This is a genomic window from Streptomyces sp. NPDC051322 (assembly GCF_040689485.1).
Taxonomy (GTDB): domain Bacteria; phylum Actinomycetota; class Actinomycetes; order Streptomycetales; family Streptomycetaceae; genus Streptomyces.
In genome coordinates, this window is the sequence record NZ_JBFBAK010000019.1 from 16,191 (window position 1) to 36,350 (window position 20,160).

Below are 20,160 nucleotides of genomic sequence, written 5' to 3' on the forward strand. Positions count from 1 at the left end.
TCGGTGGAGAGACGAAGGGGTAATTGGCGGGCAGCAGGGCTGCCGGTGGGGGCTATGAGAGGCGGAGCACGTGCGGGAGCTGCAATATCTGTCAACGGCCAAGTTAGATGATTTTTATGAGCAGCTGCGAAGAGGGCTCACCGATCGGTCCGTTGAGACAGAAGTCGGCGCGCTGGGCGTCAGCGCCCGCGTCGCGTTCGGGGGAAGTGGTGGCACCGCGGCGCCGACGCCCGCCGAACGGCTGGAGCAGATCCTGGGCCACCTCCGAAAGCAGTGCTGGGCCCGTACTTGGGAGCCGGCTGCGTGCGGACATTTGGGGGTCGGCGCTTGGCTGGAGTTTCGCGGTTTCTTCCGTTACGGCCCCGCAGCCAGCGATGTCGGACTTCGGGACGCTGGCGTCTTCTCCTACGCGTCCGTGGAGGACGGCGGCTGCCGGCATCGTGACGAGGAGTTCTGCAGCAACATCGAGGTAGTGCTGTGCGGCTCGATGCAGCACGTGCGAGACCATCGCGAGCACCCGCCCACCAGGATGGGATCCGGCTCCGACTGGCTGCATGCCATGGCCGCCGACCTGGTCGCCCGTGAGATGCACGGTGACACAACGCCACCCGCCCTGCTGGCCTCCACCAGCCCGAACGACCAGGAGTTCGCGGCCCGGTCCGCCTACTCGATGATCTCCCACTTTTACCCGACCCCGGGGTACCTGAGCGGCCACGCCCGGGTGCTGTGCAACTTCCCGCCGGGGCAGTTGCGGCACCGGCTGATCGTGGCGACCCCCTTGTACGTGGAGAGCGGATCACAGCCCGCGCCGACGGTCACGAACGGGCCGATGTCTCCCACCCGCAGGCTTGAGCGCCGGTGGCGTTGGCTGAGGTTTCGGAGATAGTCCCAGCTGCCGGGCCCGTTGCCCCCGCGAGCGTCAGCGCCCTGCGGGGCTCGGTGGGGCCTGTTGCAGGCGGTTCCACTCGCCGAGCCGCTTCGCCTTTTGCCGCGCTCAGGACTGCAACTGCTTCTTCACCGCAGCGACCTGCGGACCAGCATCGGAAGCAGGGGCCTTCCACCGGTGCGCGGTGCCTTCACCATCGACGTAGACGAGGGTGCCGCCCTTTGCTTGCGCCGTGGTCAGGTCGAAGATCTGCGCATCCCATACGAAGCTGCCCGGCTGAGTACCTGTTTCTGATCCCCTGGGTTCGACTGGGACATGTGTAAAGGCCTTCTTGACAGGCGGGAGGGTGTAAAGGCACTCTTGACATGTGGTCGATTCTTCGATGTCTCTCAGCGCCCTGAGCGATCAGCTTGCTCAGCAGGCGTCTGATCTGGCTGAGGCGCTGGGCAGCCCTCTGGCAGCGCCGGCATATCTCGACTTAGTCCGGCGCTCCCAGAAGGTCGACGACATGGCGGGACAAGTCCTGAAGCTGTGCGTACAGCAGTCGCGTGATGCCGGTCACACCTGGCAGGAGATCGGAGACCTGCTCGGTGTCACTCGCCAGGCCGCCTTCCAGCGGTTCGGTAAACCCATCGATCCCAGGACGGGAGAACTCATGGATAAGACGGTGCACATGGCCGACGCCGCGGAACGTGCTCTCGCCATTGTCACGGACGTTCTCGAAGGCAGGATGGACCGAGCGAGGCGGTCGTTCAACGCCGAAGTTCTGAAGGCGTTCACCGACGAAGTGTGGGGCAATGGCCTGGCCACGCTCACCGGCCTCGTCGGCCCGTTCGAGGGCTTCGGCGAGGGCGAGCCGTTCGTACGGCGCATCGGCGACCACACGGTCGTCGACATCCCACTGCGCTACGAAGCCGGCGACATGAAGGCCCAGGTCGCGTTCGACGCGCAGGAGAAAGTCGCCGGAATCTACATCATCCCCACGGAAGTCCCGTGAACCTCGGGCCCGGCCAACGCGGAAGGCGTGGTCGGCGGACGAGCGGAGGAGTCGTGCCCACAAGGAATAGGCCGGACGCGCGGATTCTCGCCGTGATCGCCGTGCTGCACACGGCCGCTGCGGTCCTCACGTGGCGGGACCTGCGGGCCAGGCCGGCGCGGCGCGTGCGCGGTGGCAAACGGATATGGCGGGTGGCCAGCACGGTGAACACTCTCGGATCAGTTGCCTACTGGGTGTTCGGGCGCCGGCAGGACCTTATTGCGTCGGCAGACGCCCATACGCGGGAGGCATGAGTGAGCCGGGCGGGTATGACCACCTACGACGACGGTGCGATTCGCTGCGACGACCAGTGCCTGATCATCCGCGGCTACTATCCCTGGGGGGCGAAGCGGATCGCCTGCACCTCGATCAAGGGCATCGAGACACTCGACCTGACCGGCACGAACAAGGTGCGCGCATGGCGGATCTGGGGCACGGGCGACTTCATCCACTGGTGGAACTTCGACGCGAGGCGCCCCAGGAAGAGCCGCGCTCTGGTGATCGACGCCGGACGCCGTGTGCGCCCCACGATCACCCCGGACGATCCGGACGCTGTCCTGCGCATTCTCACCGCAGGCAGGGGCAGCAGGTGACCGGGCCGTCTGGCGCAAGCCCGTGGGTGGCGATCGTGCCGGTGATCGCGATTCTGCCTGCCGTCCTGTGCATGGTCGACATTGTGAGACATCCGGACACCCGGGGCCTGACGCCTCAGGCATGGCTGGCCATATGCGCATTCGGGAACGTCTTCGGGCTGATCGCGTATCTGAAATTCGGCCGGGACGCGAACCGCTAGCTGTACATTCCGTGGAGCGGAAGGGCAGGGCCAGCTCGGTGCCGAGGTGATGGTCCTGGCCTTGAAAAGGATCAGTCCCGCTGGGCTTCGCGAGAGGCCGGCTGCCCGTTCCTGCGGGAGCTTCGGCGGGTGATGCGCTTGGTCATGAGGGTGATCGCGGCCCAGGTGATGAGCGATTCCGAGTGCTGGATGAGCCGTTCGTAGTCGCGCGCATGCCGGCGGGCGTGCATGACCCAGGCGTGTGAGCGTTCGACGACCCAGCGCCGAGGCAGAACGACGAACCCCGAGGCGTCCTTCGGTCGGCGTGGGAGAAGCTCCGCGCGAGCCGGGCGAACCCGCCCGGCAGGGTCGGCGGTGGAGCGCGCCGAAAGGTACGCGGCGGCTCTGGAACAGGCAGAACAGATGTTTCGCGCGGCTTCCGTGGTAGGTCCGGCCACTCGACCCCTGCAGGTCTTCTACGGCTTGAGCCAGGCTGGTCGTGCCATCGCCGCAGCGGCAGTCGACCTCAAGGACTCGACGGACACGGCATCATGGCCAGCGGCTTCGACAAGCCCTTTGCCGACGTCGAGGTCCTCACTGACCCCGTGACGTCGCGGGGCAGTTTCGTGCGGCTTATTCAGCTCTCTGAAATCCCCGGTCTGGGGCAGGGATCCGGTGGGTCTACAAGAGGTCTGAGGCATGCTGGACGGGAGACGGCGAACTCGTTCTTCGCAAGTACCCGCGGCTCGCTAAGCACCATGAGTAGGTGCGCCGGGCACCACGCCCCGATGCGCCTCCCGACCTCACCCGCTACGACCAAGGCGGTGGAGGACTTAAGGAGGCCGCGTCGAAGAACCGGCCCGTCGGCCTGGAGAAGGTGGTGGCGGCCGGGCTGGAGCTGCCGGCTTCTCCACCTTCGACTCGATGATCTCCACGATCCGCAGCGAGGTGAACTCCTCGATCTGCTGCGGCATCCACGACCGGATGAGCCTCGCCGAGCAGGCGGGGATGCTGCGGCTGTTGGAAGAGCGCGGCAGTGACGGTACGACGCAGTTCAAGCGGCTGAAGCAGACCGCCCAGGGCCCGAGCTGGTCGCACTTCAAGCGCCTGTTCACGCACCTGGAGTGGCTGGACAAGCTCGGGGACACCGCGGTGTGGGTGGACGGAGCCCCCTCAGCGAAGGTCACCGACTTCGCCGGCTTCCGAGGGGCAGCGGCCCTCGGCGAAGCGGTTGGAGCAGGAGGTCAAGGCCCGGGTGCCGGAGCGCACGCTGATGGGGATCGTGGCCCGTACCGCGTTCTGGGGGTGGCTCTGCTTCGATGCGCGTATCGCCGCAAGATCACCCGGCCAGGAACCCTGTCCGGTTCACACGTTCCATGAACGGTTGAGATACGGCTTCTTCAGCTCTTTGTCGGTGGCTGAAGAGTGGTGATCATAATCTGTGCGCAGTGGTCGGTTCGAACGCTAGTGAGCGACCAAGATCTCTGTGAAGGCGGGGCGCAGCTCAGGGGGAGGCATTTGGTCGGTGACAAGGACATCGACGATCGATAGGTCGCCGAGGGCCATCGCTTTCTTGCGGGTGAACTTGGTGTGGTCTGCGGCGACTACGACTCGGTCCGCGAGGTCGAGAAGTGTGCGGCGTACTTCGACTTCGGCGGGGTCGAAGTAGGTGATCCCGCGGTCGATGGACAGTCCTCCGCAGCCGAGGATCATCAGGTCCAGATGGATTTGAGGCGGTTCCTGTGCGGCCGTGGAAGCGATCAGGCTCAGTTCGGGTGTCATAAGTCCGCCCAGGACGAGAACGCGGCTTCGGGTGTCGCGCAGTTCGAACGCCGCGTGAAGCGAGTTGGTGATCACGGTCAGATCGTCCCGGTCGGAGAGTTCCGCGGCGACAGCGGTACAGGTGGTGCCGGTGTCGATTCCCACTGAGGCGCCTGGCTCGACCATGTCTGCCACGGCCCGCGCAATTTTCGACTTCTCGGGCATCATTGTCGCGGTCCGCGATCCGTAGGCGGGTGCCCGGCGAGGTACGGCGCCGCCGTGGACGCGGTCCAGCAGTCCTGCCTGATCGAGTTCGGCCAGGTCGCGGCGGATCGTCATGCCGGACACCGCGAATCGTTTCGCGAGTGTGTTGACGTCGACCTGCCGGGATGTCTGCAGCGCGCTGAGGATGGCTCTCTGCCGGGAGTTGCGCACTGGTTCCACCTCGTCTTGAGCCACGCTCATCACGCTATCGGGCCTCCTGCCACGGGCTTCAACCAGGGTTGACGCGGTGCGCCCCCCTCCGCGTTGTTCATATGAACATCGCGGCGCCTCGATCGTACACCTGTCGGGCCTATCGTGTGGGCGCCCTTAATTCTGCGCCGACGGTCACGCGAGTGGCGGCCTATTGACCTGCAGACTTCCTGCGGCTAAGGTCCGAGCCACTAAATGTTCATTCGAACATTGCCGTCCGGAGGTTCCCATGGCTGTGCCCATCAAAGCTGGCATCGAGAAGGTGCCGGGCGGGCTGATGCTCGTCCCCATGCTCGTCGGTGCCGTGGTGCACACGGCGGCGCCGGACTCCGGAGAGTTCTTCGGCTCCTTCACCGGAGCTCTGTACACGGGCCTGCCCGCGATCCTGGCCGTCTTCTACGTGTGTCTGGGCTCGACCCTGGATGTGAAGGCGACGCCTTACATCGCAAAGAAGGGCGGTGTACTGCTGGGGAGCAAGATCTTGTTCGCGATGCTCGTCGGCATAGTCCTGGGCCGGCTGCTCGGGGAATCGCCGATCAGCGGTGGGGCGTTTGCGGGGTTGTCCACGCTGGCGGTCGTGGCGGCACTGAACGACACCAACGGCGGCCTCTACATGTCGCTGATGGCCCAGTTCGGACGTAAGCGCGACGTCGGCGCCTACAGCGTCATGAGTCTGGAGTCCGGCCCGTTCCTCACCATGGTCACACTCGGTGCCGCCGGGCTATCCGCCTTTCCCTGGCAGGCCCTGGTGGGAGCGATTCTTCCGTTGGTGCTGGGAATGCTCCTGGGCAACCTGGATCCCGAGATGCGTCGCTTCCTGGCCCCCGCCGTGCCGGCGATCGTGCCGTTCCTCGGGCTGTCACTGGGACTCACGCTCACCCTGACCGCGGTCTGGAAGGCCGGCCTGCTGGGGATCGGGCTGGGACTGTTCGTGGTGCTGGTCGGCGGGGCGGTTCGCGGTTCTGCTGTTGGCCGACAAGGCGAGCGGCGGCGACGGCATCGCGGGCCTGGCCGCAGCGACCACCGCCGGCAACGCGGCAGTGGTCCCCTCGATCGTCGCGGCCGCCAATCCCGTCTACGCGCCGGCCGCCCAGTCCGCGACCGTGCTCATCGCCTCGTCGGTCGTGGTGACGTCGATCCTTTGTCCGCTGATCACCGCTCTGTGGGCCCGACGGATCCTGAAGCAGCCCTCTGGCGCCAACCAGGTCGGCGACTCGACAGCCGACGCCGAGGGGCCATCCTCCATCCCGGATGTCATATCCAGCAGAAACCGCGCAACCGCCGCGCAGCGCGACGGCAATTGACGACGAACGTCCCTTACATCAGAGCCGTAGAAACGGAGAGCACCATGCGTGACCAAAGGGTTGTGCGCTGCACGTACTACCTGGAGTCGGAGATCGATCCGGAGCAGGCTGCCGCGATCATGGCCGGGGAGCAGTCCAGTGGCACCTTCATCGCCGTGCCCGGTGAGTCTCCCCGTATTCGCGAACGGCATGCCGCGCAGGTTGTCGACGTGCGGGATCTGGGCGTGCGCAGCCCGTCGCTGCCGTCACGTACCCGCCCCGAGGAGGTGCGGGCCGCCCTTGCGGTGGTCGAGTTCCCTATGGAGAACATCGGCACGGACCTGGCCACCTTGCAGACCACGATCGCGGGGAACCTCTTCGAGCTCGGTGAACTGTTCGCCTGCCGTGTGCAGGACATCGAGCTGCCGGACGAGTTCGTTGCCGCGCACCCGGGCCCGGCGTTCGGCGTCCCCGGCACCCGCAGGCTGATGGGGGACGCCGAGGGCGTCATGATCGGCACGATCATCAAACCGAACGTCGGCCTCGCCGAGGACGAGTTCCGTCTGCTGGTGCGGGAGTTGGCCAGGTCCTCGGTCGACCTGATCAAGGACGACGAGCTGATGACCGATCCGGCGTACTTTCCGCTGGAACGCCGTATCGCCGTGGCCACCGAAGAGATCCGGGAGGCCGAACAAATCACCGGTCACCCGGTCATGTACGCGTTCAACATCACGGGTGACCTCGCCGGGCTCCGTCGGCGACACGACATGGTGGTCGCGGCGGGCGGCCGGTGCGTGATGCTCAACGTCCCTGTCATGGGACTTCCCGCACTGGCCTGGCTGAGGGAGTTCTCCGAAGTCCCCGTGCACGGCCATCGTGCCGGTCTGGCCGGGTCGATGCGCTCGCCGGCGCTGGGGATGTCCTACCGGGTGTGGCAGCAGCTGGCCCGTCTGGCGGGAGCCGACCACCTGCATGTCAGCGGACTCGGCAGCAAGTTCTACGAGACCGACCTGGAGGTCGCCGCGAACGTGCACAGCCTGCTCGAGCCGCTGGGGAAGACCCTGAGCCCGGTACCGACCTTGTCGTCCGGGCAGAACGTCACCACCCCGGCACCGACCTTCGCCGCGACGGGGTCGACCGACCTCCTGATGCTCGCGGGCGGAGGCGTGGCCGCGCACCCCGACGGACCGGCTGCCGGCGTACACAGCCTCCGCGCCGCTTGGACGGCAGCCGTCGACGGCGTCGCCCTGAACGTGGCCGCACACGCTGCGGCCCAGGCAGGCGATCCGGCGCTGCTGCACGCCGGGCGCGCCTTCGGGGGAGTGGCCTGACATGACGTACGTCAGTTTCGTGGCCGACGACCTGACAGGCGCCAGCGATGTCCTCGCGCAGGCTCACCGCCAGGGTCTTGATGCAGTGCTCGTCGTCGGAGACGGCAGCCGGCCACTGCCCACCGATTGCGATGTGGTGGGGATCGCCGGTCCCTCGCGCTCGCTCGGCGGGGATGCCTTCGACGCGTTGGTCCGCGCACAGCTGGAGCGAATCGCCACGGCCGACGCCGATGTGCTGATCTACAAGGTCTGCTCCACCTTCGACAGTTCCCCCGCACGTGGCAGCATCGGCAGAGGCATCGAGCTGCTGCACGAACGGTTTCCCCATCACGGCCCGGTCCCGATCGCGCCGGCGCAACCGGGCTTCGGCCGGTATACCGCCTTCAGCAACCACTTCGCCGGCTACTCCGGCGGCGTACACCGCCTCGATCGGCATCCCGTCATGGCGCATCATCCGTCAACTCCCCTGCACGAGGCCGACCTGCGGCAGGTGATCGCCGCACAGCTGCGTAGCGGCGAGGTCCCCGCGGCCATCCATCTCCCCGCCTACGCCGATGGCTCCTTCCGCGAGCAATGGACGAGGCTGCGCCATTCCCACCAGGCCGCCTTCGTCGTGGACGCCGTCGAGGACGGCCATCTCGACACCCTTGCACGGGCACTGCGGGAGGACACCGCCCGCCCGGGCCCGGCAATCGTCGTCGGCTCCGGTGGTGTAATGGCCGCACTCGCCCGCACGGCCACCGAGCGCTCCATCGCTCCCTCTGCCACCGACACCCCGTCGGCCACGGGGCCCGTACTGGCCGTCAGCGCATCGGCATCCAGCACCACGGCCGCGCAGATCGCCGACGCCGTCGCGCACGGCTGGGCCGAACTGGCCGTGCCCGCGCAGGTACTCAACGGCGACGATCCGTCCCTGCTGGACGATCTGGAGCAGCGTGCGGCCGCCTGGCTCGAGGCCGGGCGGAACGTCGTCGTGCACACCACCCGGGGAACCCAGGACCCGCGCTACGCCGCGGCCGGCCCGCTCGACGCCGCGTACGTGGGTGCCTTCCTGGGCACCGTGGCCGCGAACATGGCCATCAAGGGGCTCACCCGGGACATCGCCGTGCTCGGCGGTGACACCTCCAGCCACGCACTGCTGGCCATGGGAGTCAGCGAGCTCCGTGTCTCCTCACAGTTCGTCACGGCCGCCCCCGTCTGCCGTACCGACAGCGCCGCGGCGGTGGCTGGCTGCCGACTGCTGCTCAAGGGAGGCCAAGTCGGCCCGGTCGACGTCCTCGACCGCTTCGCGCAGCCATCTCCTGCGGCCTGATCCGCCCACCCAGCCACCAGTCACCTCCCCACGCCCCACCCCCACACGGTAATTGAATTCAAGGAGTACGAACTCATGCGAGCAGTCATCAAGGCAGCGGCGGACAAGGGAGTCGAATACGTCACCGACGCACCCGAGCCCAAGACAGGCGACGGCCAGGTGGCGGTCGAGATCGCGGCGGCTTCACTGTGCGGCACCGACCGCGAATGCTACGAGTGGTCACCGGCCGCCCAGGCGTTCAACCTCGGGCTCCCCGTCGTCCTCGGACACGAAGCGGCGGGCACCGTCGTCGAGGTGGGCGCCGGGGTGAAGAACCTGCGCGTCGGTGACCGCGTCGCGCTGGAGAGCCACCTGCCGTGCGGGCAGTGCTTCGCGTGCCGCACCGGGGACGCCCACACCTGCGAGCGCACGCGCATCCTCGGCATGCACTTCGACGGAGTCTTTGCCGAACGCGTCGCCGTTCCCGACAGCATCTGCGTCCCTCTGCCCGACAACGTCGCCCTGGAGACCGGCGCACTGCTGGAATCGGCCGGCGTCGCGGTACACGCCATCCAGCGGGCCGGATACTCGGTGGCAGGCCGCGGGGTTCTGGTCAGCGGCGCCGGACCGGTGGGCATGGTCGTCGCCCGCCTAGCCTCCCTGATGGGCGCCGCCTACGTGATCGTGATCGAGCCGAACCCCTTTCGCCGCGCCGAGGCCGAACGGCTCGGTGTGATCGCCATGGAGCCGGGCGACGGTGTCACCGAGCGCAGCCGCGAACTGAGCGGCCACCGCGGCGGCGCCGACGTGGCCTTCGAATGCTCGGGAGCGGCCGCCGCACTCCCGCCCCTCTTCGAAGCGGTGCGCCGCGAAGGCACGGTCGTGACAGTGGGGCACCCGGGCCGCCCGGTGCCGATCGACGTCGCTGCCCAGATCAACAAGCGCGGCATCACCCTGCGCGGAATCTTCGGCCGCCGGCTGTGGGAGACCTGGGAGCAGACCATGCTCCTGCTGAACTCAGGCCGCCTCGACCTGGACTGGCTGATCACACATCGCCTGCCCCTGAACGAGGTCGACCAGGCCATGGACCTCCTCACGGGCGACGCGTGCAAGGTCCTGCTGGTGCCGGGGCTGAGCTGACTCTGCCGGACACCGGCGTGCTCTGCGCCGCAGGAGCACGCCGGTGTCGTGTCCGGCCGGTCAGTGCCCGCGGAACCGCGACGTCGCGCTCGCATCCCAGCGCAACATCGGCGCCCTCATGCCCGATCTCCGCAACGCCTACTTCCACGACATCATCAAGAGCACGCACGACGTGGCCACCGAGTCCGGCTTCCGGATGCTGATCGCCGACCACTCCAGCAACCCCGGCGACGAGTACGCCGCGGCCGTGGACCTCCTGGGACATGTCGACGGCCTGGCCCTGCTCTCCTCCCGCATCGCATCGCCCGAGCTGCGTGAACTCGCCCGCCAGCCCGGCCGGTCGTCCTGATCAACCGGGTCGGGCCCGGCATCGACCTGCCCATCGCACCACGGCCGGCAAGCTCGGCCTGCCCCACCTCGCGGAAACCATCAACGAGTTCACCCGCCGGGCGGACGAGGCGAAGATGGGCTACCTCGACTTCCTCGACCTTGTCCTCTCCGAGGAACTGGCCGTCCGCGACGACCGCCGGTTCCGCCAGGGCCTGCGGCTCTCCCGGCTGCCGCACCATAAGACGCTCGACGAGTACGACTTCTCGTTCCAGCCCGACCTCGACCCGCGGAAGGTCAAGGACCTGGCCACCCTCTCGTTCGTCGAGGCCAAGGCCAACGCGGCACTCCTGGGGCCGCCCGGGGTGGGCAAGACGCACATCGCTGTCGCGCTGGCGGTCGCGGCTTGCCGGGCCGGCTATTCGGTCTACTTCACCAGCCTCGACGACATGGTCCGCAATCTCAAAGCAGCCGAAGCCGCCGGCCGCCTGGCTAACAAGCTCGGCACCTATCTGCGGCCGGGCGTTCTCGTGGTCGATGAGGTGGGCTACGAAATCCTCGAACGCGGAGAAACGAACCTGGTCTTCCAAGTCATCTCAAAGCGGTATGAAAAGGGCTCTATCATCCTGACCTCGAACAAGACCTTCAGCGAATGGGGACAGGCGTTCGGCGACGAGGTGCTGGCCACCGCCATCCTCGACCGCCTCCTGCACCACTGCGACGTCATCTCCATTAACGGGCCAAGCTACCGGCTCAAGAACCGGCTCAAAGCCATCGAACGAGACACGGACGTGGCATAAGCCCCCTGGTCACCAAGCCTCACGAGACGCTTGATGCGGTCCGCTTCCATCCGCGACGACCGGCTCTCAAAGCAAGGTAGGCAGCCAACGCCGCAGCCCCGAGAGGCAGTAACGGATATAGAACTGCCGTTCCCCACGACGAGAGACCCCTATCCACCACCACAAGGGCTCCCCACGGCGTCTTCGCGGCGAGCACTACCTCCCCTTGCTTGCCGTCATAACGCACGATCGCTGTCTCCGCGCTCACGTCACCCACGAGCTGACCGGAACACTCGACGTAGCTTCCCCCTCGGCCGCCGCCTTCGCGCTGGCACTGCGAAAGACGAACCCGGACTTCATCTCCAGCCAGTCCCAGCCGCACGAGCCCTCCAAACCCGGCCCACACCGTTATCCCCACAAACAGCACGGCAATCACGGTCCAGGCCGCGGCCGCTATGCCCCACCCCTTAGTCGTCATGGAGTCAGCATGGCGCACCAGAATCAGGAGCACGTACTAACAGCTGGGGACGTTCATCTGTACGCAGCTGGGGAGAGAAGTCCGTACGCCGACACCATCCCGATCGTTGCCAGCCTCGACAGCCTGCGTCTGGCTCCCTTCACCGCGTGTGTCCGGCCTCGACCGCAGCAGGCCGTGGCCCCGGTCTCTGCGCTGCAGCCCGACGGCAGAGCCCCCTGACGCGTGGACCACCGTGCCACTACTCAGCAGAGCACCACCCAGGGCAGCGCGAAGGGTTCCCGCCCAGAGCAGGTGGAACAGTACGGGCAGGACACGCAGGACGTTCCCCGTGTCTTCGGCTCCTGTCCGTAGCCCCTGAGGCTGCCTGAATACCTCCACCAGACGCTCGGCGACATCGGTCTCACGGCCGCATCGCCCATGCCGACAGCGGGCCAGCCACCGCAGATTCGCCATGACCACCGCATCCGGAACACCGACGTGCACAAACTCCCAACCCACCGCCCAACAGGCCCGCTCGGTCGCGGCGAACGCTTCCGTGGTCCGTTCGTCGACACTGTCCTCGGCACGGACATCGACCACGCGGGCGCGTCTGTCCCGTCTCATTAGATCTTGCAAAGATTGGGGCGTTGGCCTGCAAGGTGACAGGTTGATGTGGAATTCGCTGCGGGACCGCAGGCTGTCGTCTGCGGTTGCGGCTCCGCCACCGAACCCGCGTCTCGTCGATCATGGCGGTGCCGAGGTGTCCTGAGCTGGGCTGTGTCAGGACGGTGAGACGTTTGCTGTCAGGGCTCTCACTGCAGGTGGCACTTTCCGGGGCAGGCCCGGTAGCTGGCTTCGTCAATGAGAACGGACAGCGCTCCCTGCGCGGGACGGTGTTCTTCCTCGCTATTCGGTGATGTTGGGGTTGCTGGCCAGGATGTCCTCGCTGGTCTGCCAGAGCCGGGGCAGGAACCGGGTGACGTCTGCGGCCCGGTGGTGAAGGTCCCGGCTGGAGCTGATGCCGAGGTCGGCAACGGCTGCCTGGAAGGCCGGGGCGAGGGCTTCGTGCAGTTGGGGAGCGTCGGTGGCCAGGATGGTGTGGCAGCGGGCGAAAGTCGCGATGATCCAGAAGGTGGCCTCGCGGTGGTCACCGGAGTCGATGAGAGTCTGGCTTCCGTCGATCGCGATCGGCCGTGCGGTGGGGGTGATGTCGCTGCTGAAGAAGAACGGGGTCTTCGCCACCTGGGCGGCGGCATCGAACGTCGCGGCGAGTTCGCGCAGGTGGTGCTGGACGCGTTGCGCCGACAGATGTGAACAGCCGAGAAGGCCAAGGAGTTCGGGATAGATGCTGAGGTCGCTGTACTCGGTGAGGACCTCGCGCGCGGCCGGGTAGCGCAAGCGGACGGTGGGGTTGCGCAGGGCGGCGGCGAGAAGCACGTGGCAGGTCACGCCGGTGGGGAACAACCAGGCGGCCACCTGCTCGTGGAACGGTGCTGAGGTGTCGATCGTCGCCAGACGGGTTTCGATCCGGTGGCGGGCAGCCTGACATCGGCGGCGGACCCAGGGCCGATCGGCGAAATGGGGTGAGATGAGAGCGTGCAGCTTGTGCAGATGGCCGGTGGGGTCATCGATGATCGTGTCGGTGCGGAAGCTGCCGGCCAAGTGGTAGGACGCGAGGACCTCGTCGGCGGAGGCGAGCTCGGCCCAGGGCAGGTAGCTGACCTCCAGCAGAGCGCCTTGGTAGCGGAGTTTCCCCGGCTTGGCCGGCGGGCTGTCGGCGGCGGTGACGACGAAGATGTCGACGTCGGAGGAGGGTGGCAGCTCGGCATCGTCCGGCAGTCCGACGGTCGAGCCGCTGAAGTACGCGCCCCGATAGCCGGCATCGGATTGGGCATACTGCGCGACCCACTGGACCGCAACGGAACGTGCCAGCCCGACTTTCACAGACAAATTCTCCCTCGTGACGAGTGCAAGACCTTCATTGTTCCAGTGTGCTGTGGCTGGTGGGATGCGATGCCGAGTCGCCGTGCCGCTTCGGTGGGCAGTTGGGGGTGGTCTCGCCAGTGCGGCGAGGCGAACAGGCCGGTGAGAACAACGGCTTCGGGATAGGTCACGAGCTCGATCCGCGCGTCGGACGGACGGTGGGGATCCCCGAACGGGTCCTGGCCCAGCACGTCGAGCCGACGGTTCCACTGCTGCTGAAGCGACGGTCCGCAGGTCTCGGTGGGAAACCACGTGAGTAGGTGGTCACGGGCGTCGACGAAGGCCAGGGCCGTGGCGGGGTATGTGCCGCGGCGCACAATCCGCTGATGTCGGCGGTTGGCGTGAAGCACCTCCGGCAGTCTCGTCAGGTCGTACTGTTCGTCCCCGAGAAGCCAGTGGTGGTGCCAGTGGCAGACGCCTTCGCGCGGCGGGGTGCTGCGGACGACAAGTCCATGGATGTGTCGGCGGGCCATGCAGAGTCGGCAGGCCGGGCGTCGTCGGGGCTCGATGACCTCTTCGATGGCGGAGCGAAGGTGTCGAAGCGGGCCGCCAATCGAGCCGAGCGGCGGCATCGCGTGGATCAGCAAGGACGAACCCCGGCCGGTCAAAACAGTGAGCCGTCTCAGTGCCTCAGGGGTCCAGTAGCCGACTCGGTTGTCGCCCCGGCGGTGTTGACGCGAGGGGCCGATCAGGGACGAGAGGGTGCCGATGCTGAGGTGGTTGGCGTCAGCGAGGTGGTTCAGGTAGGAGCCGATCGTCTCTCCGTGAACAGGCGGCGGGGACAGTGGCAGCACCCGCAGCCGCGTGGTCACGCGGTGCGCTTCTCGTTGCGGGTCCGACATCGACGCGCGCGAGGGAGGTTCTGCTGTTCGGCGCTCCCCGGTCGACGACGATCGTGTCCGTGACGATGACCGGCTTGGCCGCGGCGTGCTCCAGCCGGGCGTCGATGCTCATCAGGCGGGCGTGCGGGATGAGCGTAGCCGACATGCTCAACGCGTCTGCCCAGCCGGGCCGCATCAGCTCGGGCACCAGCATCCGCCCCAGCAGCAGGGCGGCATCGACCGCCTTCGTGCCTGCCGGCCGCAGGATGGCCGCGCAGATGGTCCGCGACGCGATATCGACCGCGATGGTCAGCTCGACTCTGCCGGTCACTCCGTCGTCCAGGACCGCCAGCACGTCCAGTGGTGTGGTGTCGATCTGCACCACCTCGCCGGGCCGGGCGGCCATGGTCGGCGTGAACGGCGCCTCCGGCCGCCGGGCCTGCGACCGCCTGGTCGTGGCCGCCTCGAAGCTGTGTCGCCCCTCGGCCAGCGCTTTCACCAACCGGTAATACGTCGCCCGGGGCGGGATGGGCACCACGCCGTCGCCGTGGCGTTCGGCCACCAGTTGCTCGGCCTGTCGCATCGCCCGGCTGCGGGTGCCGGTTGACTGGTTCTCCTGCGAGGCGAGCACCTCGATCAGGGCTTCCACCAGCCTTCATCCGCTCGCCCCGTACTCGGCAAGGACAGCCGTGTGGCCCGCCGGTCCACCAGACCCCACACTCCCTCGTCGCGCCATCGCAGCCGCATGTGGTGCAGGGTCCGGTCCGAGACCGGTGTTCCCGAGGCGGTCAGCTCGGCGGCATTCGCAACGATCCGCTCGTTGATCGTGCGCCATTTCGGGTCGAACTCCGGCCGGGGACTGGTGCCCGTAGGTGCATCCGGCGGCACCCCGGTCTCGACCTCGACCAGGTGCCGCTCGAAAAACTGGGCCTTACGCAAGGCGGGTTCGGGAACTGTGTCGAGCTGCCCGAACGGCGGCAGGCCCGGCGGCGTGGCCTGCGAGTCGAGCAGTTCGAAGTCCTCGGCGGCCAGGAGGTGGGTGAACATCACCAGCGACGGCGCCCCGTGGCTGTCGACCAGTCGGACCGTGGTGCCCGCGAGCCCGGCCACGGTATGAACCTGACCGTCGAATCGGACCCGGTCACCAACACGCAGCACGGACGATTGGACGATTGCCGGCCCAGCCGAACGGCCTCACATAAGGTTGTGCGTTTCAGTGCGACGCTTTGTGTGTTCTGGGTAGGGTGGCGGTTGGAGGTGATCGTTGTGTCCCATGAGCAGGACAAGCTGTTCGCGTCGGTTGACGCGTTGCTGGAACAGGCGGCTGCGCAGGATGACCTGCCGGATCCTGGCGAGCGCAAGAGGCTGCGGGAGGCGGGCGGGCTGAGTCAGGATCAGGTCGCGCGGGCGCTGTCGGTGCGCCGCGAGACCATCACCGGCTGGGAGTCGGGGCGGACCGAGCCCCGGCCCCCGAAGCGCGCCGCGTACGTCCGGCTCCTGGACGGTCTCGCCGCCCGCAACCCAGGTCAGCCCACCAGCAGCAACCCTCGGGTGCCGGAAGCATCCACCGGCCCCGCCGCACCGCAGCCTGAACCGGCGCCGGCACCCGCCGTTGCTGCACCCGTCGCGGCCCCGCCCGGTTCGCCAAGCACGACCAGGACGGCAGCGACGTCGCGTCGCCCGGGAGTCAAGAAGCCGGTGGCGAAGAAGCCGACTGTCGCCCCGGCCGCGGTCGACCCGCGTTTCGCACATGGCCGGCTCGGTGTGCTCGATGGTGACGGATCGCTGTACTGCGCCGGCGGCCTGGTCCTGGACTGCCCGGCCACCAACGTTGCCTCGCTGGTCGACTGGACCCTGAGCGAGGCGAAGCTGGGCACGCCGCGGCTGCACCGCAACGGCAAGGACGGCGACCCGCTCATCGTGATCACCGCGGCCGCCGCCGAACATCTGGGACTGCCCGCCACCCTCGAGGACCGCAGAGGCCTGCGCCTTGCTGAGGACCACAAGGTCCTCAAGCAGATCACCAAAGCGAAATGGCAGCTCACCCGGCGCGGCTTCGGCCCCTGGGCGCGGGTGTACCGGCCCGCGGCGGGCGGGCAGCGCCAGTGTGTGCAGTTCGCGATCCTGCCGTGGGGCGCGCTCGACACCCGCTCCTGGGGCAACGCCGATCAGCTGCCGCCCGCCGAACTCGCCGCGGTACTGGGCACGTACGCCCAGCGGGTCATCACCCCGCGCGGATCGACGGCCGTCTCGGGCCTTGAGCTGATGACCGCGCTGCGCCCGCCGACCCGGGCCGTGAAGGACGAAACCACCGGCGCCTGGGTGTCCGGCCCGGTGGCCGGCTCGCTCACCGAAGCAGTCGACCCCGCGCCACCGGAGGCCCCGTCCGAGCACCCGATCGTCGCCTCCCTGTTCCCCCGCCACCACGAGCGCACCCCGGCCGACGTCCTCGAGGAGGAAGCCTTCGAGTGGATCCGCGATCCACAGCTGCTCACCGACGCCGAATGCGCGAAGAAGTACGCGGTGGGCATCGACGTGAACACCGCCTTCCTCGCCGCCGCGAACCGGCTGAACGTCGGCCTCAGTGAGCCCCTCCACGTCACCGCACCCGTTTTCGACAAGACGGTGCCCGGCTCCTGGCTGATCGACCTGTCCACCATCGAGATGGACCCCCGGCTGGCGAACCCGTTCACCCCGCACGGCACGCGGCCGACCGGCCCGGCCTGGTACGCGACGCCCACCGTCGCCTACGCCCAAGAGCTCATCGATACCTACCAACTGCCCGTCACCCTCACCCCGATCCAGGCATGGATCCGCACCGCATCCGGCCCGTACCTGGACCCCTGGTACAAGCACCTCTCGGACGCATACAAGGCGACGATGGCCGACCTCGGCATCGAATCCGGCATGGAGGAAAACGACTTCCTCACCGCGATGGCCACACACAAGCGACACGATCCCGGCATGGCCATCGTGCTGTCCGCGATCAAATCCACCATCAAGGGCAGCATCGGCAAGCTCCGCGAACGCCCGCAGGGCGCCTCCCACAAGTACGGCGAGCGCTGGCCCGCACTCGAGCGCCCGACCTGGCGCCCGGACATCCGTGCCGCCGTCATCGCGGCGGCCCGGGTCAACATGCACCGCAAGCTCATCAAGACCGCCCTCGCCTCTCAGACCTCTCCGGCCCCGGTCGGGCACCTGCGCTTCGACGAGGACGCGCTCCTGCCTGTCGCGCTGCTCTCGGACTGTGCGGTTTTCCTCGCCGACGACCCCTCGCCGTACGGCTTCCTGCCGCGCACCGCCGACGGCAAGCCGGCCCCCGGCGGATTCCGTCTCGGAGTATCGCCCGGGATGGTCAAGCACGAAGGCACCCAGGAGTTCATGTGGGCCGCCCAGATGCTGGATCAGGGCCACAACCCGGCCCGGCACATCAAGGGCACCGACGCCGCCGACGACGGAGAGTAGGAATCTGATGGGCATCATCGGAGACAGCCTCGACAAGGCCTCAGCCAACGTGTTCACCCGCCCGATCCCGAAGTCCGCCGGCGCGCAGATCCGGTTCCTCGTGAAGCACGAGAAGGGCTCCACCCGCACGGTCGCCCGCCGCCTGGGCATCTCCCAGCGCACCGTGGAGCGCTACCTGAAGGGCCAGATCAAGAAGCCCCGCCCCGAACTCGCCGACCGACTGCAGGGCGAGGTCCGCAAGAACTGGCAGCCGGTGGTCCGCAAACGCGCCCGCACCCAGGCAGCAACCGCGACCGGCATCACGATCGAAACCCGGGCCCGCTTCGGGTTCACCGCCGCGCCCGGAACGACGGATGATGGACGCATCCGGCTGATTACCCAGCACCTCCCGCCCGTTTACGCCGACCGCCTTTTCACCGCGAAAGACGCCGGGGCCGGTGAGCAGGAATTGCGGAACATCGTCGCTCAAGGACTGCAAGAGGTCTATTTCAAGGACGGCGGCCGACGCGCAAATGATCTTCTCGTGGAATTCACCGACATCGATTATCTCGAAACCGACTATTCCTGATTCGGGCGCACCGGCTACCGCCGGTGCGCCCCGCCCTGCGACGATCGAGGCTGGGTGGGACGCACCGTGGAAGACCCAGCTGGCGCCTGTGTAACAGCGCCAGGGCGCGCCACCCAGCGCGCACCCGGCGCGCGCTCCGCCCCTCCCCACCTCACGACCCCTATCGACCGACAGCCGAGCAGCTCCTCTACCCACTGACTGGACGTGCTTCATCGCCACCGGCGCCTTCGCGGGGTGGCTCAATTCACGAACCCTTGGAGATCAACGAAGCCAGAAAGCCGACCGGAATCCGGACCCCCTGGCAGTATTCGGACGGTCGGCCACCGACGGCGAGCGCGAGAGGTTCAGCCGCCTGCCGGATGTGCAGATCGAAGAGTGGGTGGGCGACGGGCACTTCGTCCACCTCGTCGATCCCAGGCGGTTCGCGACGAGGCTCCGCACGTTCGTCGAACACTGCGACCAGACGGTCTGACCGACGGGCCTGTCCTCCTTAGCTTAGGGAGGAACGCCTGAGGGGCTTCGGCGGGTCAGGGCCTGTGGCGAAAGTCGATCTTGAGCGTGAGACGATCTGGTCGTTTAAAGTCCAGGCGCTGGTACATGTCCTCAGCCCAAGCCGTCGAAGTCTGCCGCACCAGCCCCGCCTGGCACGACCCGAGCGTCGATGAGAGCTTGTTCCTCGGGGGCGCTCGCAGTGTGTCAGGTGAGCGGGGCTCTGGAGACCGACTGGGGGCCAACGGCAGAGGTGGACTCATGAACATCGAGATCAACAAGCAGGTCGTGGCACGCTTCGACGATCTTGTCCGCAACCGCGATGTCAGCCAATTGGACGATCTGTGCACGCCGGACATGGTCAATCATGCGCTGGCCCCGGGACGCCCGGCCGGGCTCGCCGGGACCAGGGAGTTCCTGACCACGATGGCGCGAACCTTTGACGACGACCATTTTCGTGAGTCCTTCATTGTCGCGGAGAACGACCTGGTGGTGCAGTTCGGCGTACGGGCGGGCCACTGGGCCGGCGGCGACTTCCTGGGCTTCCCGGCACCGAGCGGCGACTACGCCAGGGACGTGGCCTTCGCCTACCGCCTGGTTGACGGGCGCATCGCGGAACGCTGGGCCATACGTGACGACCTCAGCATGCTGCGCCAACTGGGCGCGCTCCCGCGCTAGGTGGTGCAGGTGGACGGGCCGCTGAGCGTCGTTGGCTCACTCTCCAGGTTCGCGCACGGCTTCAGATCCGTGATTTGCGCAGCGAGCGCCACGTGGCTCCGGCCAGTGCCCGCATCGACTGAGGAACCGAGAGCCGCTCGTGTTCGCGATGGAGGCCCAGTTCTACGGGCGAGCCCATCTTGTTCGAGGAGACCGAGAGTGACGACCGCAGCGCCCTCCGAAGTCATCGGGCGGTGCGCACCGATACGCCGGGTGTCGGCTTCGATGCTCGCGCGCTGGTGGGGATCCGGCCAGAGGGGTGTTTTGTCGCCAACAACGTGCAACGGAGTTACCGGATTGCCGGGTTCGGGCTACACAGGAAGGACGGGTGTTGCCTGACGGGGGGACTGGCCGGGTGCTGACGATCAATGTGGCGGTGTTGCTTGTGGTCATCGTCTTGTTTCGGTTGCGTCGTCGGACGGAGGCCAGGAGCCGGTTCGATGAGAAGGTGACCGTGGTGACTGTGCTGGTGTTGGGGGTGCTGCTGGCCCCGACGGAGTTCGGTCACGGAGTCCTGAACGTCTTGGACCAGCTCGTGCAGGGCGTTTCGCACTCCGGCTCGTGACCTCTCGGGAACCGT

The 20,160-nt window shown here is 67.5% G+C and carries 21 protein-coding genes and 4 pseudogenes; 16 read left to right on the plus strand and 9 right to left on the minus strand.

From position 1 onward, the window contains the following. Window positions 1-70: 70 nt before the first annotated feature. The 4 genes from AB0436_RS29510 to AB0436_RS29525 all read left to right on the plus strand — a co-directional run bounded on the left by AB0436_RS29510 (window position 71) and on the right by AB0436_RS29525 (window position 2,715). Window positions 71-886, plus strand: a complete 816-nt coding sequence (locus AB0436_RS29510) for an SAVMC3_10250 family protein (protein WP_366471003.1) — start codon at window positions 71-73, stop codon at window positions 884-886. Window positions 887-1,253: 367 nt separating this feature from the next. Beyond that, on the plus strand, window positions 1,254-1,883 hold the full coding sequence (locus AB0436_RS29515) for a DUF3887 domain-containing protein (protein WP_366471004.1): 630 nt from the start codon (window positions 1,254-1,256) through the stop codon (window positions 1,881-1,883). Window positions 1,884-2,191: 308 nt separating this feature from the next. Beyond that, on the plus strand, window positions 2,192-2,515 hold the full coding sequence (locus AB0436_RS29520; RefSeq protein WP_365859500.1) for a hypothetical protein: 324 nt from the start codon (window positions 2,192-2,194) through the stop codon (window positions 2,513-2,515). Between the two features lie 71 nt (window positions 2,516-2,586). Next, window positions 2,587-2,715 (plus strand): PLD nuclease N-terminal domain-containing protein, encoded by a 129-nt coding sequence (locus AB0436_RS29525; RefSeq protein ID WP_365859512.1) that lies wholly within the window; start codon window positions 2,587-2,589, stop codon window positions 2,713-2,715. Between the two features lie 71 nt (window positions 2,716-2,786). Here the strand turns inward: AB0436_RS29525 and AB0436_RS29530 are convergent. Further along, window positions 2,787-3,017, minus strand: a pseudogene (locus AB0436_RS29530) (hypothetical protein); the annotation flags it as partial. 601 nt (window positions 3,018-3,618) lie between these two features. Here AB0436_RS29530 and AB0436_RS29535 point away from each other — a divergent pair. After that, entirely contained in the window at window positions 3,619-4,074 is a 456-nt protein-coding gene (locus AB0436_RS29535) for a hypothetical protein (protein WP_366471005.1), read from the plus strand. Window positions 4,075-4,158: 84 nt separating this feature from the next. On the opposite strand, the gene AB0436_RS29540 is transcribed toward AB0436_RS29535, so the two are convergent. Beyond that, window positions 4,159-4,914 carry a DeoR/GlpR family DNA-binding transcription regulator gene (locus AB0436_RS29540; RefSeq protein WP_366471006.1) on the minus strand — a complete coding sequence of 252 codons (756 nt, stop codon included), beginning with the start codon at window positions 4,912-4,914 and terminating at the stop codon, window positions 4,159-4,161. A 244-nt stretch (window positions 4,915-5,158) separates the two neighbouring features. Here AB0436_RS29540 and AB0436_RS29545 point away from each other — a divergent pair. The 7 genes and pseudogenes from AB0436_RS29545 to istB all read left to right on the plus strand — a co-directional run. After that, a pseudogene (locus AB0436_RS29545) lies at window positions 5,159-5,866 on the plus strand (2-keto-3-deoxygluconate permease); the annotation flags it as partial. 31 nt (window positions 5,867-5,897) lie between these two features. Continuing rightward, window positions 5,898-6,233: a 2-keto-3-deoxygluconate permease gene (locus tag AB0436_RS29550; RefSeq protein WP_366471029.1), complete on the plus strand. Its 336-nt coding sequence runs from the start codon at window positions 5,898-5,900 to the stop codon at window positions 6,231-6,233. Between the two features lie 65 nt (window positions 6,234-6,298). Then, window positions 6,299-7,543, plus strand: a pseudogene (locus tag AB0436_RS29555) (RuBisCO large subunit C-terminal-like domain-containing protein); the annotation flags it as partial. A gap of 1 nt (window position 7,544) precedes the next feature. Then, on the plus strand, window positions 7,545-8,855 hold the full coding sequence (locus tag AB0436_RS29560) for a four-carbon acid sugar kinase family protein (RefSeq protein ID WP_366471007.1): 1,311 nt from the start codon (window positions 7,545-7,547) through the stop codon (window positions 8,853-8,855). A 75-nt stretch (window positions 8,856-8,930) separates the two neighbouring features. After that, window positions 8,931-9,974, plus strand: coding sequence for an alcohol dehydrogenase catalytic domain-containing protein (locus AB0436_RS29565; protein WP_366471008.1), 1,044 nt, complete (start codon window positions 8,931-8,933; stop codon window positions 9,972-9,974). Window positions 9,975-10,017: 43 nt separating this feature from the next. After that, window positions 10,018-10,323 (plus strand): hypothetical protein, encoded by a 306-nt coding sequence (locus AB0436_RS29570; protein ID WP_366471009.1) that lies wholly within the window; start codon window positions 10,018-10,020, stop codon window positions 10,321-10,323. Then, a complete protein-coding gene (istB, locus tag AB0436_RS29575; protein ID WP_366471010.1) occupies window positions 10,289-11,101 on the plus strand; it encodes an IS21-like element helper ATPase IstB in 813 nt (270 codons plus the stop codon). Before AB0436_RS29570 ends, istB begins: the two co-directional genes overlap by 35 nt. Before the next feature lie 19 nt (window positions 11,102-11,120). Here the strand turns inward: istB and AB0436_RS29580 are convergent, their stop codons facing one another. From AB0436_RS29580 to AB0436_RS29605, 6 genes are all read right to left on the minus strand, one after another. After that, complete coding sequence (locus AB0436_RS29580) at window positions 11,121-11,558, minus strand: hypothetical protein (protein ID WP_366471011.1); 438 nt, start codon at window positions 11,556-11,558, stop codon at window positions 11,121-11,123. A 36-nt stretch (window positions 11,559-11,594) separates the two neighbouring features. Then, window positions 11,595-12,161, minus strand: coding sequence for a TnsA-like heteromeric transposase endonuclease subunit (locus tag AB0436_RS29585; protein ID WP_366471012.1), 567 nt, complete (start codon window positions 12,159-12,161; stop codon window positions 11,595-11,597). Between the two features lie 282 nt (window positions 12,162-12,443). Beyond that, a complete protein-coding gene (locus AB0436_RS29590; protein ID WP_366471013.1) occupies window positions 12,444-13,481 on the minus strand; it encodes a hypothetical protein in 1,038 nt (345 codons plus the stop codon). Then, complete coding sequence (locus AB0436_RS29595; protein WP_366471014.1) at window positions 13,478-14,362, minus strand: TniQ family protein; 885 nt, start codon at window positions 14,360-14,362, stop codon at window positions 13,478-13,480. The genes AB0436_RS29590 and AB0436_RS29595 overlap by 4 nt, the downstream gene beginning before the upstream one ends. Then, window positions 14,247-14,990 carry a hypothetical protein gene (locus tag AB0436_RS29600; RefSeq protein WP_366471015.1) on the minus strand — a complete coding sequence of 248 codons (744 nt, stop codon included), beginning with the start codon at window positions 14,988-14,990 and terminating at the stop codon, window positions 14,247-14,249. The genes AB0436_RS29595 and AB0436_RS29600 overlap by 116 nt, the downstream gene beginning before the upstream one ends. Further along, window positions 14,978-15,451, minus strand: a complete 474-nt coding sequence (locus AB0436_RS29605) for a hypothetical protein (RefSeq protein ID WP_366471016.1) — start codon at window positions 15,449-15,451, stop codon at window positions 14,978-14,980. Before AB0436_RS29605 ends, AB0436_RS29600 begins: the two co-directional genes overlap by 13 nt. A gap of 156 nt (window positions 15,452-15,607) precedes the next feature. Here AB0436_RS29605 and AB0436_RS29610 point away from each other — a divergent pair, with 156 nt between their 5' ends. From AB0436_RS29610 to AB0436_RS29620, 3 genes are all read left to right on the plus strand, one after another. After that, the gene (locus AB0436_RS29610) at window positions 15,608-17,806 is read left to right on the plus strand and encodes a helix-turn-helix domain-containing protein (RefSeq protein WP_366471017.1); all 2,199 of its coding nucleotides are present in this window, start codon (window positions 15,608-15,610) and stop codon (window positions 17,804-17,806) included. A 7-nt stretch (window positions 17,807-17,813) separates the two neighbouring features. Beyond that, a complete protein-coding gene (locus AB0436_RS29615) occupies window positions 17,814-18,374 on the plus strand; it encodes a helix-turn-helix transcriptional regulator (RefSeq protein WP_366471018.1) in 561 nt (186 codons plus the stop codon). 750 nt (window positions 18,375-19,124) lie between these two features. Beyond that, complete coding sequence (locus tag AB0436_RS29620) at window positions 19,125-19,541, plus strand: ester cyclase (protein WP_366471019.1); 417 nt, start codon at window positions 19,125-19,127, stop codon at window positions 19,539-19,541. Between the two features lie 61 nt (window positions 19,542-19,602). Here AB0436_RS29620 and AB0436_RS29625 read toward each other — a convergent pair. Next, window positions 19,603-19,743, minus strand: a pseudogene (locus tag AB0436_RS29625) (glycosyltransferase family 2 protein); the annotation flags it as partial. 192 nt (window positions 19,744-19,935) lie between these two features. Between AB0436_RS29625 and AB0436_RS29630 the strand changes: the two are divergent. Then, window positions 19,936-20,145 (plus strand): hypothetical protein, encoded by a 210-nt coding sequence (locus tag AB0436_RS29630; RefSeq protein ID WP_366471020.1) that lies wholly within the window; start codon window positions 19,936-19,938, stop codon window positions 20,143-20,145. Window positions 20,146-20,160 lie beyond the last annotated feature (15 nt).